The sequence below is a fragment of the Paenibacillus sp. Z6-24 genome (assembly GCF_054161335.1).
Map to the genome: position 1 here is coordinate 2448898 of NZ_CP096398.1, position 17852 is coordinate 2466749.

Consider the following 17852-nt stretch of genomic DNA (forward strand, 5'->3'; position numbering starts at 1 on the left):
AAGCCGTGAACGGAGCATTATCCTGGCCATTTCTGCGGCTGTATATTCTGGTACTGGGTTATTTCAGTGCCAACGCGATCCTCAATGTCATTATTCCGCTGCAAGGACATGCCTGGGGAGCGAGCAATACGACGATTGGGCTCATTATGGGGGCCTATTTGTTTACAACGATGTTTTTCCGGCCATGGGCCGGGCAGATGATTCAGCAGCATGGCCCGATTCGGGTGCTGCGTACGATTCTGATTATTAATGCTTTTGCGCTTGTGCTGTATACATTTACAGGACCGGCGGGTTATCTGGTCGCCCGGATGCTGCAGGGGGTGTCGACTGCCTTTTTCTCAATGGCGCTGCAGATTGGAATTATCGATGCACTGCCGGAAAAGGATCGCTCCCAGGGAATATCCCTCTATTCGCTGTGCTCCTACATGCCGGGCATTATTGCCCCGGTGCTGGCGCTGGGCATCTGGCAGAGCGGCAGCAGCAGTTACTTTACAGTGACCATGGTGGCGATCGCCATTTTCACGGGTGTATTCGGCTATACTGCCCGGATGGACAGCAGCCGGGAACTGCCGCCAAAAGCATCGACTTTGCAGCGTTCGGGAACATGGTCTTCCCTTGGACAGCTGGTACGAAATCCGCTGCTGCGCAATTGCAGTGTGGTAATGCTGATCGCTTCTGTCGTATTCGGAGCGATTACGACCTTTCTGCCGCTGTATGCGGATCAGCTGCCGAGCGGTAGTGCCGGTATCTATCTGATGCTGCAGGCAGCCAGTGTAGTTCTGGCCCGGTTCCTGCTTCGCAAAAAAATCCCTTCCGACGGACGCTGGCATACGCCATTTATGATCGGGGCATTGATTCTGCTGACAGCGGCGTCACAGCTGGTCAGTATATCCGTGAACGGAGGGTTTATTTTCCTATATACCGGAGCGGTACTGATGGGCATCGCCCAGGCGGTGATCTATCCGACGCTGACCACCTATCTGAGCTTTGTCCTGCCGAAGCACAGCCGTAATGTGCTGATGGGGCTGTTCATCGCGATGGCCGATCTCGGCATGTCGCTCGGCAGTATCATTATGGGACCCCTGGCAGATTACTGGTCGTACTCTGGGATGTACAGCATATGTGCGGTACTGGGAATTGTATTGATTCTGTTCGTCCTGCTGCAAAAACAGAGCATGACGAGGTATGCGCAGCAGCTGCCATCATCCGGCATCAGGAATCCCAGCTGATCCGGAACAGCTCTGGCATCACCTGAAGAACCTTTTTGAAATAGTGAATAAAGCAGCTGCTCTGCGAGAACCTGTAATCCCGTGCAATCTCCCGGATCGTACGGTCGGTCGACAGCAGCAGCTTTTTGGCATGTAAAACGTATGATTCCGGCAAATAAGCCGCAGCCGTCACCTCCAGACAGACCTTATTTTGCGGAAGGTGCATTTATTTCCATTCTTCTATATAATACAGGAAACCAAAGCTGCGAGATTATTTGTCTGCTTCGTTTTGGTTGCGGTTTCACAAGTCTATCCTGTCAGCAGGACAGTCTGTAAGATCGATAGAACTGTAATTTATAGCATTGGAGGGAATTACATAATGACAAGAACCGACGATATCCGGATTGTAGAGTATGAACCCGGCTATGCCGCTTCCATCGCCGAAATGTGGAATGCCAGCCATGAGAGCTGGGGAGGAGACAGCGCGATTCAGACCGAGCAGATGATTCTCAATGAACATCATAACAGCACCCATCTGCATGTATTTCTGGCTGTGGCTGGGAATGAAGTGGTGGGCTACTGCAGCTTCTCCCACTACAAGGAAGATGCCGGTGCGTTATACATTCCGCTGCTGAATGTGCGTCCGGATTACCATGGCCGCAAAGTCGGCAAAAGGCTCGTGCTGCATGCCGTCGAACAGACGATCCGGATGGGCTGGCCGAGACTCGACCTGTACACCTGGCCGGGCAATGTCAAAGCGGTACCCGCCTACAAAAAAGCAGGCTTCTTCTGGGAAAAACGCGATGATACCACGCATCTGATCAACCTGATTCCTTCGGTTATGCAGACACCGGCAGTACAGCATTATTTCGGTCAACTCGACTGGTATGCGGATAGCGTTCGCGAGATTGTGACCGCGCCGGATGGACGGCGGGAGAACGGTTTTGATTACTTTACTTATCAGTGGAGTAAGGATGGTACCTATCTCCGCATGGAGTATGAGCGTACCGGCCGTGGACTGCGTCTGATCGAGACGGATGATTATCTGATTCAGGCGAGTATTCCGGTCGCCCACCGCCTGCCATTTGGCAGCAGCTATCCGATCATCTACGAAGTCACCAACAAGAGCGGCAAGCCGCTAATGATTGAAGTAACAGGCAAAGGCAACCCGGCGATTGACTTTAAGCTGCATGAATCCAGAGAGATCCAGTCATATGAGACCATTGAAGGGAAATTCCATGTACAGCCGATCGAAGAAGAGCAAGACCCGTACCAGACTCATCCGGTCGTGGAAGCCGAGCTGCTCATCAACGGACTGTCAGCGGTATTCAAGATTGGAATCGAGCCGCGTTTCCCGGTAAGACTCAAGCTTCATGCCCCTCACCGTGATATGTACACAGGCGAACAACTGGAACTGGAATTAACTGTAGAAAATGAACATGATACCGAATATACCTACTCCATGCAGTGGCCGGCAAGCGATATTCTCGCCTTCCATAAGCAAGAAATCAATATTACGGTTCCTGCTCATGGAAGGCGCTCGATTAGAGTCGCAGCCAGTCTGCTGAACTATGGCATCTGGCATCACAAGATTCACATCTATAATGATATAAATCGTACTACCGATACCCTGGTGTTGGAGCAACACATAAGCCTCTCTTTCCCTGGAGCGATGGCTGCTTTTGGCAGTGAGACTTCCGAGGAATGGGTGGTATCCAACGGACAATACAGCGCCCGCCTGAACAAACAGAATAATCTGCTGAAAATCTATCAAGGCAGCGAAATGAAAACAATATTATATTTCCCCAAATTCGGCCTGCCTTACAGCAATGAATTCCACAAAGATACGGCATCCCATGTGACCTTCCGCGAAGAGGACGCGATGATTATGGAAGCGCAGTACGAGCTGGAATCGTATCAGCTGCGGCTGAAAACCATCGTCAAAGTCCATCGTAACGGCCTCTTCAGCCGTCATCATGTCGTACAGTCTCTAAGCAGTGACGGAGAGCGAACAGAAGCTATACAGCGAGCAGAAAATTTATTTATGAAAGAACAATTCAACTTCTCTTTGGAGAACACCATCCTTCCATATCGCAATCGCTATGTCCATACCGCTCATGGGCCGGATGCGGCAGCAGTAGACTACTGGGAGATCAGCGAATTGACGGAAAACTGGATGTTCGCGCATGACAAGCATTCCACCTGCGGAATTACGTGGCCCAAAAATCGTCTGCTGATGCTGGATATCTGGCAGTATGCGGTAGAGCATCCGCTCGGAGATTTGGCAGCAGCAGAAAGGATAGAGACACCGCCTCTGCAGCTCGCTGTCGGTACATGGGAGGACTGGCAGGACTTCCGTACATTCGCTCTGCAGCAGGGTTCATCCGAGAAGTTATCTGTACAGAAGCCGCTGGAAGTACTCGTCAATAATGGGAACCCATTTGCATCGAAGGCACTGGAAGTGAAGATTCTGGAGCAGCGGAATACTGTACTGGATGGCATCATTCATGTCTCGTCGCACCTGGACAGTATAGATCAGCAGCAGCTGACTATAACAGGAGAACAGGAACTGCAGCAGTATGAGGCACGGTTGTCCCTGCAGCCCGGGCCGGAAACAGACGTGATCAACGTCCATCTGGATATGGACGCTTATGAGATAAAAACGGCACGAGTGCTGTTCCGGCTACAGCCACGGGAGATGGATCTGCAGGTAGTGCCGACTGAACATGGCGATGTCCATACGGTCTATAACGGTGTGCTGCAATTGCGGGTCAATGGCTCCTTCGCGCCTACCTTGTTCTCGCTGCAGCATCACGGTGTGGAATGGCTGGATTCCTCTTACCCACAGCTGGGCCCTCGCTCGTGGCTGAACCCATGGATCGGCGGCATTCATATGCAGATCGAAGGATTATCCGATGCGAGCCTGCAGGCAGAGGAGCGGCAGGTGGATTTTACGGAGATCCGGGATAATCAAGGAAATCTATGGTCCGGTATCCGTATTTCCGTCAATATTCAGCACAATATCCGGTTCAAAGGGTTATCGGTGGAGCAGTACTACGTCACTCTTCCCGGGGTACCCGTACTGGCCACCTTTGTCAAAGTCAATCCGCAGACCGGAACGTCGCTGTTCCCGCTGTCGATGAACTGCTTTAACTTTTACAAAACCGGTCAGGAGCTGAGCAATGGCCGTGCCCATATCCGCAATCAGGCTGGCGAACAGATCACCTACAAAGTCGGCAAAGTACAGTACGATGAGCAGCTGAACCATGGCATCGTCCGTTACGGCTCTTCCGAACGGACGATGCAGCTCAACTGGATGACGCATCCGGATGCCGATTATTGCGGCCTGTTCCTGAATACTCACTTTACAGCTGCTTTTACGACCGACCAGATGTACCTGTACGATCAGCAGCAGACATACGGCAGACCGCAGTTCCATATCATCACGGATATGCCGATTCCCGATGATGCCTGGAATGATCTGTACAATATCCGATTTGGCGAAGCAGCAGCCTCCACTTCTCCTGAGACAAAGAGTCGTACAGCTGCAGAAGGGAGCAATCGATGAAAATTATAGATGCACATGTTCATTTTTCCGAAATCGAATCTTTCTATGATACAGCGCGCAATCTGGCGTCTATCGAATATACGACCGAGGGACTGCTGGCTGAATTCACCGGTTCCAATGTGATTGCCGGTGTAGGCATGGGCGTGACGGAGACGGTCGCCGGAGCCTTTCCGGACCCGGCTGCCGCCAATCCGATGCTGCTCGATCTGAACGACCGGATGCCGGATAATCTGTTTACATGTGTTGGTATTAACCCGGAGACCCTGCATCTGCGAGGGCAGCTGGAGGCACTCGAGCAGTCACTGCAATCTCCTCAGACTGTAGGCATCAAGCTGTATGCCGGGTACTACCATTACAATGTCGGCGATGCCATCTATGATCCGGTCTACCGTCTGGCTCATCAGTATGAACTGCCGATCGTAATTCACGGCGGACTGACCTATGCCGATGGCGGACTGCTCAAATATTCGCATCCGCTGTCGATGGAAGAGACGTTCCTGAAGCACCGGGAGCTGACCTTTATGCTCTGTCATCTCGGTGATCCATGGGTGATGGATACAGCGGCACTTCTGGAAAAGAACCCGAACCTGTACGCCGATCTGTCCGGCTGGATCGTAGGTGACAAGGCCAAAGTACAGCGCCTGATGGGCGAACAGACGTATGTCGATCATTTCCGCCGTGCGATCGTATTTGCGGAAAAGTACGACCGACTCGTATTCGGCACCGACTGGCCGCTGGTACCGCTGGATGCGTATATTATGTTTGTGAAAAGTCTGATCCCCGAGCAGCACTGGGAAGATGTGTTTTACAACAATGCATTGAGAGTGTTTCCGAGATTGAGGCAGTGGGCGGAAGAAAGAGCAGTATAGAAAACTATGAATAAAGCGAAAAGGACTGGCTGCAAAAGCTCGAGAGCCTCAGCTTGATTCGTCCATTATAATAGTGATTAAATATACATCATTGAAGATATCCACAAAACAAAACCTGTTCTCTGAAGAGAACAGGTTTTTTATACTTTAGATACTAACGCCATCAAGATCGCTATTTATATGCTGCAATAAAAAATAGGGGCATTATATCTTTTTTTGATTTATCGACTGCTAAGGTGCTGTCTGGCGAAGCGGATACAGGAATGGGGATAGAATTAGAATGTGACTACTTTGCTTTGCTAACTTGAATTTCTAAGATACTCTTGACAAAACCTATATAAAGCGATATATTTTCTTGGGACTAATAGTAATTATTACGAATAAAATAAATCGTTCTATTAATACAATTATTAGAGAACCTGTCATCAAGAGAGTAAATTATTGACTTCGATTATAAATCGTAATGATTACTATATATAGCATATCAATATTAAAGGAGATTTACTCATGAAAAGCGATAAAACACTATTCCCTATCCTCTCCCTATCATTTATTCTGATCCTGGCCGGCTGCGGAGGTGGCAAAGAAGCAACTCAGCCTGCAAAGAGCACTTCTCCCCCTGCCAATACAGCCAAACTTGATATTAAAACTACCTTTTATCCCATGTACGATTTTACACGTAATGTAGCCGGGGAATATGGCAATGTTGAGAATCTGGTGCCAACAGGGGTAGAGCCCCATGACTGGGAGCCGACAGCGAAAGATCTGGCAGAAATAACTGACGCAGATGTTCTGGTCTACAATGGGGCCGGTATGGAAGATTGGATAGATCAGGTAAAGGAAAGTGCTACCGGCGGTCATCTAACGACAGTTGAAGCAAGTCAGGGCATTAATATTTCAGAAGAAACCGAAGCAGAACATGAGCATAACCATTCCGCAGAGCACGAAGAACATTCTCCGGCAGACCATGAACACCATTCGGACGAAGAAACCAAGCATCACGACCACGATCATGGCGGACTGGACCCACATGTATGGTTATCGCCGGCTCTGGCTGTGCAGGAAGTTCGCAATATCGAAGCTGCTCTCTCCAAAGCAGCTCCCGAACACAAAGACAATTTTAAGAGAAATGCAGATGCCTATATCGCCAAGTTGGAATCACTGGATCAGGAATTTAAAACAGAATTACAGAATACCAAAAGAAAAGATTTCATTACCCAGCATGCCGCCTTCGGATATCTGGCGAAGGAATACGGATTAACCCAGGTACCTATCGCAGGATTGTCTCCGGATCAGGAACCATCGGCAGAGCAAATGGCCGAGATTGTGAATTTCGCCAAAGAACATAACATCAAGACCATCTTCTTCGAGACTCTTGCATCTACCAGTGTTGCAGAAGCAATCGCTAATGAAATTGGTGCCAAATCCGATGTACTTAATCCGATCGAAGGGCTGACCAAGGAAGAAATGGCTCAGGGTGCGGATTATATCAGTGTAATGAAACAGAATCTAACCGCTCTCAAAAAGGCACTTAATGAATAGTATGTGCTCGGTATATCGGTGGAGACCTCGTTTTAACATGAGGTCTTTTCATTTTTATGCTGAGAAATACTAAAGGAAGAAGGTTATGGTTTTTAGTTAGACTGCGAAGAATAGTTATTAAATACCCATTAAAAAAACAGCGCATAATATAAATTATACGCTGTTTTTGTTTTAAAGCATTTACATAGTGATATTAGACCACTTATCCACCTTGTAATTAGCAATTTTTATACATAAATATCCAATTAATCTTCATTTATCTATTGGGCTGTTTTCCGGAATTTTGACTGCGGAGATTTTGCCGGCGGTCTGGATCAGGAAATGGGTTTCGGCGTTCAGGGTCGCGTTGAAGAAATTGGATTCAAAAAGAGAGACTCCCAGCCGCTGACCATTTTGCCGATTCAGGAAATATACATTTTCATCCATCAGAGCAACTGCCAATACATCTTTGCTAAAATCGACCCGGTAAATTGGTGTGTAGAAACTGTACGATGCTGCCGGTTTGGAACCGGATGGTGCATCGAGCGGAATGCGGAATAATCCCCATTGTCGATCATCATAATTAATAGTCGTTCTAATATAAAAGTCCCCATCATAATAATCGACGTTGAAACTCCATCCAAATCTCGAGTCATTTTTGATTGAATAATTGAAAGTCTGGACGGGTTGGCCGGTCTGAAGATCAAGCTTGTCTATATGGACTGTATCACTCTTGCTTTTACTGGATGTGTACTTCTGGCTATAAATATAACCATTCTGGATGGTCAGCACTTTTTCGTATTTGGCCGTTGTTTTCCAGAGCAGTCGGCCATTTTTGCTGTCCAAAGCATATAGAGGGATGCTGTGTTCATAAATTGAACGACCTGGAGTAGCAATGATAATTGATGAGCTGCTCTGTTCCACGTAATAACCCGCTTTGGAGGTAGTGTGATTTTGCCATTTTAACTTTCCGCTGGTGCGATCAAATGCAGTTAATGCTGCCGAATCTCCGGTGATCACAAGATTTTCTTGTATACGAATGTTTTGAGGAATGGATTTCTTTTTGATATTCAAATGAGGGATGCTGGATTTCCAGAGTGTTTTTCCGGTTTTCTGGTCGAGTCTGTATAATACATTTTGTTTGTTAATCACATACAGGGAAGTTGTATCTGCTGTCGGAGGAGCGGCCATCGTTACCGGAACGGTCCATTTTGTTTTTCCGCTTGTCACTTCAGTGGCGGCAATTTTCTCTTTTAGCTTGTAATAGACACGCCCATTGGCATAGGTGCTCACTTCCTCGTCAACGCCATACTTGGGCTTGCGAATCGTTTTCTCCCAATCGGGAGTTAGTGTGTGGAAAGTAGCGGCCTGCTGTGGTTGACTAACGACTTGTTCTGCGGCATTTACTGGAGTTCCGTGAGTCCAGACGAGTGATGCCGCGCCGAGTGCAGCCGTAAGCAGGAGGGGGAGTGATATTTCCCGCAGGGATGAATAGCATCTGTTCATATGAATACTCCTTAAGGATAAATTTGGTATAAATATATAGACGATTCGGATTTTGGTTTTGTTGCTTGAGCACACCTCTTTTAAGTTTACATAATATTAATTATGTTTATTTTATGTTTTAAAGCTAAGTTGATATATAATTCACGTGTGGTTTTATACAAAAATTTCCAGATAACAGATTAGCATATACAATGATTGTACATCCCCAATATACAAATTCACGATACCTACCGAACCTTTTTGCTCCTGAAAGCATATACATTTTAAAAAGGAGGAGCACCCATTGAATGAATCCATATCCAGAGAGCAGGCACAACAGCTGTTCGAAGAGCATTTTGACTACATATTTCGTATCGCTCTGGTCATGACCCGCTCCCGGGTATTGGCAAACGAGATGATTCGAGGGTTCGCACCATTTACGGACCATAATCCTCATCCCAAGCCGAAAAGCACTACGATCAAGATACCGCTTCATTGGGAGCGGAAAGAGCAACCAGAACCAGAGCGCCAGCCGAAAACCCGTAGAAAGGATAACGAACGATAATATATCAGTTTGCGCAGTACTTAGTGTTTTATATCCCATAACCATGATGGCACCCAGCCAGTGAATCGATAGTAGATTTACTGGCTGTTATTTTATAAATTACTAACCAGTATCTTATACGACAAAATCAAAATTAATTAAAATAACATAATAATTGTTATGTAAACTAATTGGTTTAACTGAAAATGCGCCACCGAATCTTTTTGTGCCAACAAATTCATCTTGTTCCTGATTTATCCAATCCTATTGTAAAATAATTCTTGCCATTCCTGCGTTATTCGCTAAAATAAGATCCATTATACGTCACCCCATATCAAAGCTATGAATAGAAGGAGTAGCTGAGCGGAATTGTCCAAGCGAGCCGGCGGTTGGTGAGAGGTCCGGTACATGGAAGCTTAGTGAATGGGTCTATTCGCTTCAATTTGAACACCATAATGGATGGTTAGTAGGCATTGACGGCATCCCTCCGTTACCTCGGGGAGACCTGTTAGTCGTTGTGACAGGGTAGAGAGCGGCCTTATGGCCGTATTCGGGTGGTACCGCGGAGAGCAAGCACTTCGTCCCTTTTTATAGGGGATGGAGTGCTTTTTTTGCGTTCCGGGCGCTTGTTAGAGGAGACGGATATACACTATCCAGGGAGGAATACACATGCAACGTATTTTATCAGGCATCAAACCAAGCGGGGATCTCAATATTGGCGGTTATGGAGGAGCATTGAGCCAGTTTGTGAAGTATCAGCATGAATATGAGAGTTTCTTTTTTGTTCCGGACCTGCATGCCGTAACAGTCTATCAGGACCCGGCAGAATTGCATCAGCGCTCACGGGAGATCGCCGCTTATTACATCGCTGCCGGCATCGATCCGCAGAAATCTGCTATTTTCCTGCAATCCCGGGTCAGTGCCCACGCTCAGATGGGATGGTTGATGGAGACTCAGGTGCATTTTGGAGAGCTGAATAGAATGACACAGTTCAAAGAAAAGGCAGAGGGCAAGGAAGGTGTCAGTTCGGCGCTATTTACCTATCCGGCATTGATGGCAGCGGATATACTGCTGTATCAGGCGACCCATGTGCCTGTCGGCGACGATCAGAAGCAGCATCTGGAGATGACCCGCGATCTGGCGGAGCGTTTTAACAGCCGGTATGGACAGACCTTTACCCTGCCCGAGCCGATTACTCCGGAGATCGGCAGCCGGATCATGAGCCTGGACGATCCTTCCCGGAAAATGAGTAAAAGTAACCCCAATTTGAACAGTTATATTCTGCTGCAGGATTCACCGGAAATCATTCGCAAAAAATTGTCACGGGCGGTGACGGACTCGGAAGGAATGGTGCGGTATGACTGGGAGCACAAACCGGCTGTCAGCAATCTGATCGAAATCTATGCCGTATTTACAGATGAGTCTACAGATGTGATTGAACAGCGATATGCAGGACAGGGATACGGGATGTTCAAGCAGGAACTAGCCGATGTGGTTATAGCCAAGCTGGAACCTATGCAGCAGCGCTTCCGCGAGATTGTTGGCAGTTCCGAACTGGATATCATTCTGCGTCAGGGCGCCGAAAAGGCTGCGACTGCAGCCAATAGCACATTGCGCAAAGCTTCGGAAGCGATGGGGTTTGTTGTGTTTGCATAGATGTATCGCTGCCTGTAAAACAAGGCGGTTAGCCTTCACGAATCTGCCTCCAGGCTATCAAGTGGCTGCATTGCGGGTAAAGAACATAAAGAAAGGCTTTACATTTCATAATCCTTACCTTCCTCGCAAGAGGATCGTATTACTGCAAACACAAGAATAGCACAAGGAGGTTTTAATGATGGGCTTCAATCTTAACGATCTCAAAGGTCTACTTAACAATAAAGGTGAAGGTGGCAATTCAACCGGCGGAATCATGGGCATGCTGGGCAAACTGCCGCTCGATCAGATTATTCAAAAGCTGCCGCTCGACAAACTGCTAACCCCGGAATTTATGCAAAAGCATACTCCGTTCCAATCGATCGGCGAGCTGCTTCAGAAAACAGGGCTTGGCTCGACTACCGACTCTCCGGAGAAGGTCAAAGAGGTGCCTACCGACCAGATGGACAACCAGGTCAGCCAGAATACGCAGTTCGGTTCCCTGCAGCAAATGCTGCAAAAAGCGGCTGAGTTCTATGCTGCACGCAAAGGCGGACAGTAACTCTGCATAAATGGCGACTGCTGCCATTCAGCATATCGTATAGATAGATTGGCTGTGCAGACAATGGCATGATGGCAAACAAGAATATGGGCGAATCATAAAAAAAGCGGCTGTCTCTTCTAAAGGACAGCCGCTTTGCTGTATGCACATTATGGATATAAGGGCATAATACAGAGACATTAATCACCATACTGCACACAGCATTTTGTTATCTGCCATTATCAATCCGGGAATTGAGCACGGCCCGGTACAATATACGCACTGGATGTGCCGCTTTCCGGCAGGGCGGGAATAGTATCCGTAACGACTTTGCCGCGAATATCGGTAATGCGAACCGGCAGAGGATTGGCACCGAGCTGCTCACCGACAAAGTGGTTATAATCCATCTTCGGCAGGCTTACCCAGCTGCCGTTCTTTTGTACTTCCAGCTTCATGACCGGATATTTGTGGTTTCTGACTTGAATGGCCGCCCACCAGCGGGAACTGCCTTCCTTGATCCGGTAGCTGAAATTACCGCTGATCGGCGCTTTGACCACTTTCCACTGGATATCAATTTTGCCTTTGGACATGTCACCAATCTTGGCAAATGCATTAGGTGAGAGATCCAGTGCACCGCTGGCTCCTTCCGGGTACAGATCGGTTACATAGACGACCGTTTTGCCTTTGGGGCCCTGTACTTCCAGATAAGCGCCTGCCAATGCCGCTTTGACGCCGCCATAGTTCATCTGGGTCGGGTTGAGCGCGGTAATCTCCATATTCGCCGGGATCGGATCGAGCAGTACAGCGCCGCCGGAATAACCGGAGCCGGTATAGGTGGCATAGCCCTTGTATGTATCATTCCAGGCTGCCGAGGCGGGAAGTGCGAACAGGACCAGACTCAGAGTGACCATCATGCCGAACATACTCCATTTGCGGGGTGCAGACCATTTCATCAATAGAATCCTCCAGATTTTAGTATGCGGAAGACCGCCTGCCGCACAATACTTTTGCATAGAATGGTTTACGATTCACAAAAGTATTGCAAAAATATATAGGTAGACGACTGCCGTTAACAATGTACTATATATTTACTCATAACACAATAAATGAAGATCTAACAAAATAAGAAACTTTGTGTCTGCATATCAAAAAGCAGAGTGGATAGAAGGCCATTCATTATTTTACAAAGGAAAGCTTTTATTTTTACATTCATATGATATGTTAGGAACGATGAGGATTTTGATACAGAAACTGGAGGATTATACGAATGAAGCAATGGAAAAAGAAAGTCAGTCTGAGTGCAGCAGCAGTTATGGTTGCCTCGGCAATAGCTCCCACAGGAGCAGATCTATCCGGGAGTGCCTATGCACAGCAGCTGCAGACAGAAATGTCGGCTGCTCAGGAGGAAACCCGAACATTCACTGTACAGACAGTGCCTTCGGTATCTGTTAGCGCCGATACTTACACGCTATCCGCGATCAGACAGCAGAGCACTGGCAGCAGGGTGACGGCACGGGGATGGATTACATACAGGGAAGATACAGGGAGCAATTACAGCAATCTGTATATCCAGGATGGAAGCGCTGGCATCGTTATCCGCGGTCAGAACCTGCCGGGTGAGCCGGGCCAGGAGATCGAGACGACCGGCAAGCTCAGTGAATACCGCAAGCTGCTGCAGATCGAAGCCGCCGCAGCTGATACATATATTCGGGTGCAGACCCCTCAGAGCGTATCCGCACATCCGATTACAGCAGATGATTTTACGGCTGATAACCCTTATGAAGGACAGCTCGTCCGGATTCATCAGGTAACTGTAACCGGGAAAAGCAGCAACAATTATACCCTTCAGGACAGCAGCGGAAGCTTCACCGTCTACAGCAAGAGTCCATGGCTGACCGTAGGACAATCCTATGATTCCATTACCGGTGTCGTGTCACAGTATAATGACAGCATTCAGCTGATTCCGCGATCTGCAGAAGACATCGCCGGAGGTACGCCTCCGGTTGTGGAAGCACCGGTGAAGCTGGCGATTCACGATATTCAGGGCGCCTCCCAGCGTTCCCCTTATGAAGGGCAGGAAGTGCGCGAAGTCGAGGGCATCGTCACCATGGTCAAAGGAAAAACGATCTTCTATATGCAGACCGAAGATGCACTGGCCGACCAGGATGATCGTACCTCGGAAGCGATCATGGTCTACAAATCCGCTCATGGCATGAAGGTAGGCGACCGGGTCAGCGTGGATGGAACGGTCAAAGAATATAAGGAGACAGGCTACAGCGACGCAGATGATCTGACCACCACCGAGATTGCCGCCTCTTCGATCACACGTCTGGCCGAGAATCAGCCGCTGCCGCAACCCGTTGTTATTGGCAAGGGGGGCCGGACGATTCCGGGACAGATTGCTTCTCCTCAGGGACTGGTATCCTTTGACCCGTCATCCTACAGCATTGATCTGTACGAGAGTCTGGAAGGCATGCGGGTTCAGCTTAATAATGCGAGTATTATTGGACCGTATACGTATGAGATTCCGGTGACTGTGGATCGGGAAGAGAGCCGCAGTGTTACACCCGCAGGCGGCCTGGTAATTGCGAATAATCAGTTTAACCCGAATCGTCTGCTGATCGGGGAGAAGCCTAAGCAGCCGGTGAAAACAGGTGACCGGTTCGATGGTCCGCTCTACGGGATTATGAGTTACAGCTACAGCAACTTCAAAATTTTGCCAGAAAATGGCCTGCCCCCGATTATTAGCAGTGGACTGAAGCGGGAAGTATCCGCGCTGTATAACGGTACCGAGCAGCTGACGATCGCTTCCTTTAATGTAGAGAACTTCTGGGATGATCCTGCCAACCGGGAGAAGACAGAGCGGATTGCCCGCAATGTCACCGAGAATCTGCATACCCCGGATATTATCGGACTAATGGAAGTACAGGATAACAACGGGGAAAAGGATGACGGAACCACCGATGCCAGCGCAAGCTTTGCCGCGCTGATCCGCGAGATTCAGGAAGCGGGTGGTCCGGAATACCGGTATACCAGCATTACTCCGCAAAACAATGAAGACGGCGGAGCTCCTGGCGGTAATATCCGGGTCGGCTTCCTGTACAATCCGGCGCGTGTCACACTGGCCGATGCTCCGGGAGGAGCGGGAGACTCGGTTACTGCCGTTACTTATGGTCCGCAGGGATTAACCCATAACCCGGGACGCATCGAGCCGGGCAATGAAGCATTTGCTCATTCCCGCAAATCGCTGGCTGCCCAGTTCGTCTTCAATGGACAGCAGGTGATTGTGGTAGCGAATCATTTCAATTCCAAAGGTGGAGACCAGGCGCTGTACGGAGCTGCACAGCCGCCCCAGCGGATCAGTGAAGTGCAGCGTGCCAAGCAGGCGACCCTGCTGAATTCGTTCGTTAAAAATACGCTGGCCCAGAACAGTAATGCTAATATCGTATTGGTCGGTGACTTTAACGACTATCAATTCTCCAATACGCTGCAGATTCTCAAAGGCAGTGAATTGACGAATATGGTGGATACCCTGCCTGAGAATGAGCGTTATTCCTATGTGTATGAAGGCAATTCACAGACATTGGATCATATTCTGATGACTACAGGGCTGGCGTCCCGTGCCCAGCTGGATATTGTCCATCTCAATGCGGACTTTATGGAAGCGGATGGACGGGTCAGCGACCATGACCCACTGCTGACACGGATTGATTTCTCCCGCCACTCCGATAAGAAAGACGATAAAAACCATTCGGGCCGTATTCCGGGTAATGGCTCTGGAAGTAACGGCAGCTCAGGATCAGGTGGCGGCAGTACTGCACCAGCTGCTCCAATCTCACCGACTCCAGTTCCGGTAAATGCTCTGCCGACAGCAGAAGCATCATCCGCTGATGGCACGGTATCCAGCTGGTCGATGACACCTGCGATGAGTCAGGAGACCGGCAGCGGAACGGTTGCGGGATCAGTGCTGAATGCTTCATCAACAGCAGCGATGCTCGCGCAGGCAGGCGAGGCAAGTACGCTCCGTATCCGTATCCAGCCGGCACAGACTGCTGATCGGTATCGCCTGGAATGGCAGCCGGAAGCAAGGCAGGCACTAACCGCCCAGAATAATATTAAGCAAATTGCCATCGCTACTCCGGTAGGTACCTATGAAGTACCGGTATCCTGGCTGCAATCGTCCGGTACGGGTCAAGAACGACTCGTATTGGAAATGTCAGCAGCGAGTGCAGCCATGCAGCAGGCACGGAATAACGGCTATTCGGCACGTGCTGCCGTCGAGTACAGCCTGTATACGCTGGACGGCAATAATGCCAGACAACCGGTACAGCAGATGGACCGTTATATCCAGCGTTCCATGCAGGTGGATGGCCTTGTCTCCACAGACCGGATCGCAGTCGTACGGATCGAAACGGGCTCAGACGGTGCTGTAACGTACACTCCTGTTCCCTTCATCGTACAGAATGGAGCGGTAACGCTATTCAGCCGTAGCAACAGCACCTATGCAGTCATTGATTCGGCTGTTCAGCTGAAAGATCTCGCTGGCCACTGGGCACAGACCGATATTCAGCAGCTGGCCGATCAGCGTATAGTCACCGGTACAGCGCAGGGTGCTTTCCGTCCGAATATCTCTATTACCCGCGCCGAAATGGCGGCTTTACTGGTAAGGACGCTCGGATTAACTGCTATTGATAACAGCAGCACTACCTTTAACGATGTAAATAGCTCGGCCTGGTATGCGGATAGCGTAGGTACCGCTGCAGCAGCAGGACTGATCCAGGGAGATGCCAAGGGACAATTTCGCCCGAACGCCACAATAACCCGTGAAGAGATGGCCGTCTTGCTGGAGAGAGCATTATCCTACTCCGGTGTGACAGTCGCCGAGAATACCAGCAGCCGTCTAACCGACCGTAATCAAGCAGCACAATGGGCAAGGCCGGCGATCGACCGTCTGAGCGCCTCAAAACTGCTGAACGGCAATACTGCCGGACAATTCCAGCCGAAAAAGAAACTAACCCGCTCAGAAAGTGCAGTCATTCTCAACCGATTGCTGGATCAGCTGACCGGTTCTACCAACTGATTGACCACATTATCTAAACAAACCACATCCAAAAGCGCACCTCCCGAGCCTGAGCAAGGTCGGGAAGTGCGCTTTTTCTATTACCGCCAAAACAGCTCTGTGGACGTGATATCACACATAAATGATGCTTGTTATCATCTTAAACCTTTGCTATATGGCACAATTTGTACATTTCAGTTCTAAAAGTCCATCTCTAGACGGAGAAAATGACCAAAACAATTCATCCTGAAAGCCGATTTGTAGAGTCAGGAATTGTAATAACATGATAGCAGACAGACCATCCTGAATCACGAGGAGAGGATCAGGTTGAAATCTATTGAAAATACCGATTATGCCAAGGATGATCATTCACTCAGGAATACCATCCAGTGCTACTTTTATATCGAATCATTGTCTCTTGTATGGGCTGCAGATAGCGGAATAGAATCTGATCCGACAGAATCACTCACAATTACCGAAGAATTTGAAGATGAACAGCAGCAGGTAGAGGAAGAGCTGGAATATTTAAATTCATGGGAACGTATGCTGGAGTTTATATAAACGATCCTGATTTGCCGAAACAGTTAAGGGTAGACTGGTAGGGTTGTAAACATAACACTCCAACGATACGGCTCAATGATCCTATGTTTTGTTTACATAATTATAATTACGTATACAAATAGCGTATATTCATTCCAATCTTCTATTCATTCTTAAAATATAAAATAAATCCAGAGGAGGAATTATAATGGGATTTAATCTGCATAACTTAAAAGGTCTGTTCGATACGAAAAATAAAGGTGTGATCACTACAGGTGCAAATGGAATCATGGACATGCTGAACAAACTGCCCCTGGACAAAATTATCCAGAAATTGCCGCTGGAAAAGCTGCTAACTCCGGAATTCATGCAAAAATACACGTCGTTTAAATCTGTGGGCGAAATGCTGCAAAAAATGGGGCTTGGCTCCAACAACGATTCTGCCAATCAGGTGATGCTTGTACCGAAGGATAAAATGGACAATCAGCTGAGTCAGAACACCCAGTTCAGTTCGCTCCAGCAGATGCTGCAAAAAGCCGCAGAATTCTATGCTTCCCGCAAAGCCGGCAGCAAATAAATGTCTGTGGATTGTTGCAAAGCGAACTTTTTAACTTGAAAAGGGAGTAAAGCAATCAAAGAAAATCATATATATTCTGTCCTTTAGTTAACATATATTTTATTATGTAAACTAAGGTGAGAAAATATAGTTCATTCTCTAGAACTAGCCTTCAAGCATTGGCATCATTTTTCCAGCTATTCTCATAAAGCAGGTTAATTAAAAGAACCACAAAGCTTTACACTATTTCACCAGTAACTGGCGAAAAGTGTGAAGCTTTTTTTATGTATAATTTGTCGGAATTTCTTTTAACAGCATGATTGAAAAGC

General features: G+C 48.2%; 13 protein-coding genes and 1 other annotated feature. Of the genes, 10 read left to right on the forward strand and 3 right to left on the reverse strand.

Annotation, left to right across the window (positions count from 1 at the left end):
• The first annotated feature begins 5 nt into the window (after positions 1–5).
• Positions 6–1229: a staphylopine family metallophore export MFS transporter CntE gene (gene cntE / locus M1D61_RS10780; RefSeq protein ID WP_458122333.1), complete on the forward strand. Its 1224-nt coding sequence runs from the start codon at positions 6–8 to the stop codon at positions 1227–1229.
• Here cntE and M1D61_RS10785 read toward each other — a convergent pair.
• Entirely contained in the window at positions 1213–1434 is a 222-nt protein-coding gene (locus M1D61_RS10785) for a helix-turn-helix domain-containing protein (RefSeq protein WP_458122334.1), read from the reverse strand. The genes cntE and M1D61_RS10785 overlap by 17 nt on opposite strands.
• Before the next feature lie 153 nt (positions 1435–1587).
• Between M1D61_RS10785 and M1D61_RS10790 the strand changes: the two genes are divergently transcribed.
• The 3 genes from M1D61_RS10790 to M1D61_RS10800 all read left to right on the forward strand — a co-directional run bounded on the left by M1D61_RS10790 (position 1588) and on the right by M1D61_RS10800 (position 7187).
• Positions 1588–4776, forward strand: coding sequence for an N-acetyltransferase family protein (locus M1D61_RS10790; protein ID WP_458122335.1), 3189 nt, complete (start codon positions 1588–1590; stop codon positions 4774–4776).
• Entirely contained in the window at positions 4773–5645 is an 873-nt protein-coding gene (locus M1D61_RS10795) for an amidohydrolase family protein (RefSeq protein WP_458122336.1), read from the forward strand. The genes M1D61_RS10790 and M1D61_RS10795 overlap by 4 nt, the downstream gene beginning before the upstream one ends.
• Positions 5646–6152: 507 nt before the next feature.
• On the forward strand, positions 6153–7187 hold the full coding sequence (locus M1D61_RS10800; RefSeq protein ID WP_458122337.1) for a metal ABC transporter substrate-binding protein: 1035 nt from the start codon (positions 6153–6155) through the stop codon (positions 7185–7187).
• A gap of 252 nt (positions 7188–7439) precedes the next feature.
• On the opposite strand, the gene M1D61_RS10805 is transcribed toward M1D61_RS10800, so the two are convergent.
• Positions 7440–8672, reverse strand: coding sequence for an outer membrane protein assembly factor BamB family protein (locus M1D61_RS10805; RefSeq protein WP_458122338.1), 1233 nt, complete (start codon positions 8670–8672; stop codon positions 7440–7442).
• Between the two features lie 283 nt (positions 8673–8955).
• On the opposite strand from M1D61_RS10805, the gene M1D61_RS10810 reads away from it, so the two are divergent.
• From M1D61_RS10810 to M1D61_RS10820, 3 genes are all read left to right on the forward strand, one after another.
• Positions 8956–9216 (forward strand): hypothetical protein, encoded by a 261-nt coding sequence (locus M1D61_RS10810; protein WP_458122339.1) that lies wholly within the window; start codon positions 8956–8958, stop codon positions 9214–9216.
• Between the two features lie 312 nt (positions 9217–9528).
• Positions 9529–9784, forward strand: a binding site (T-box leader).
• An 80-nt stretch (positions 9785–9864) separates the two neighbouring features.
• The gene (gene trpS / locus M1D61_RS10815; RefSeq protein WP_458122340.1) at positions 9865–10851 is read left to right on the forward strand and encodes a tryptophan--tRNA ligase; all 987 of its coding nucleotides are present in this window, start codon (positions 9865–9867) and stop codon (positions 10849–10851) included.
• A gap of 175 nt (positions 10852–11026) precedes the next feature.
• A complete protein-coding gene (locus M1D61_RS10820) occupies positions 11027–11389 on the forward strand; it encodes a hypothetical protein (RefSeq protein ID WP_458122341.1) in 363 nt (120 codons plus the stop codon).
• Positions 11390–11610: 221 nt separating this feature from the next.
• On the opposite strand, the gene M1D61_RS10825 is transcribed toward M1D61_RS10820, so the two are convergent.
• Positions 11611–12291: an expansin EXLX1 family cellulose-binding protein gene (locus M1D61_RS10825; protein WP_458122478.1), complete on the reverse strand. Its 681-nt coding sequence runs from the start codon at positions 12289–12291 to the stop codon at positions 11611–11613.
• Between the two features lie 344 nt (positions 12292–12635).
• Here M1D61_RS10825 and M1D61_RS10830 point away from each other — a divergent pair, with 344 nt between their 5' ends.
• The 3 genes from M1D61_RS10830 to M1D61_RS10840 all read left to right on the forward strand — a co-directional run bounded on the left by M1D61_RS10830 (position 12636) and on the right by M1D61_RS10840 (position 17544).
• The gene (locus tag M1D61_RS10830; protein ID WP_458122342.1) at positions 12636–16448 is read left to right on the forward strand and encodes an S-layer homology domain-containing protein; all 3813 of its coding nucleotides are present in this window, start codon (positions 12636–12638) and stop codon (positions 16446–16448) included.
• Positions 16449–16754: 306 nt separating this feature from the next.
• Positions 16755–16988 (forward strand): hypothetical protein, encoded by a 234-nt coding sequence (locus M1D61_RS10835; protein WP_458122343.1) that lies wholly within the window; start codon positions 16755–16757, stop codon positions 16986–16988.
• A 187-nt stretch (positions 16989–17175) separates the two neighbouring features.
• Positions 17176–17544 carry a hypothetical protein gene (locus M1D61_RS10840; protein WP_458122344.1) on the forward strand — a complete coding sequence of 123 codons (369 nt, stop codon included), beginning with the start codon at positions 17176–17178 and terminating at the stop codon, positions 17542–17544.
• The last annotated feature ends 308 nt before the right edge of the window (positions 17545–17852 follow it).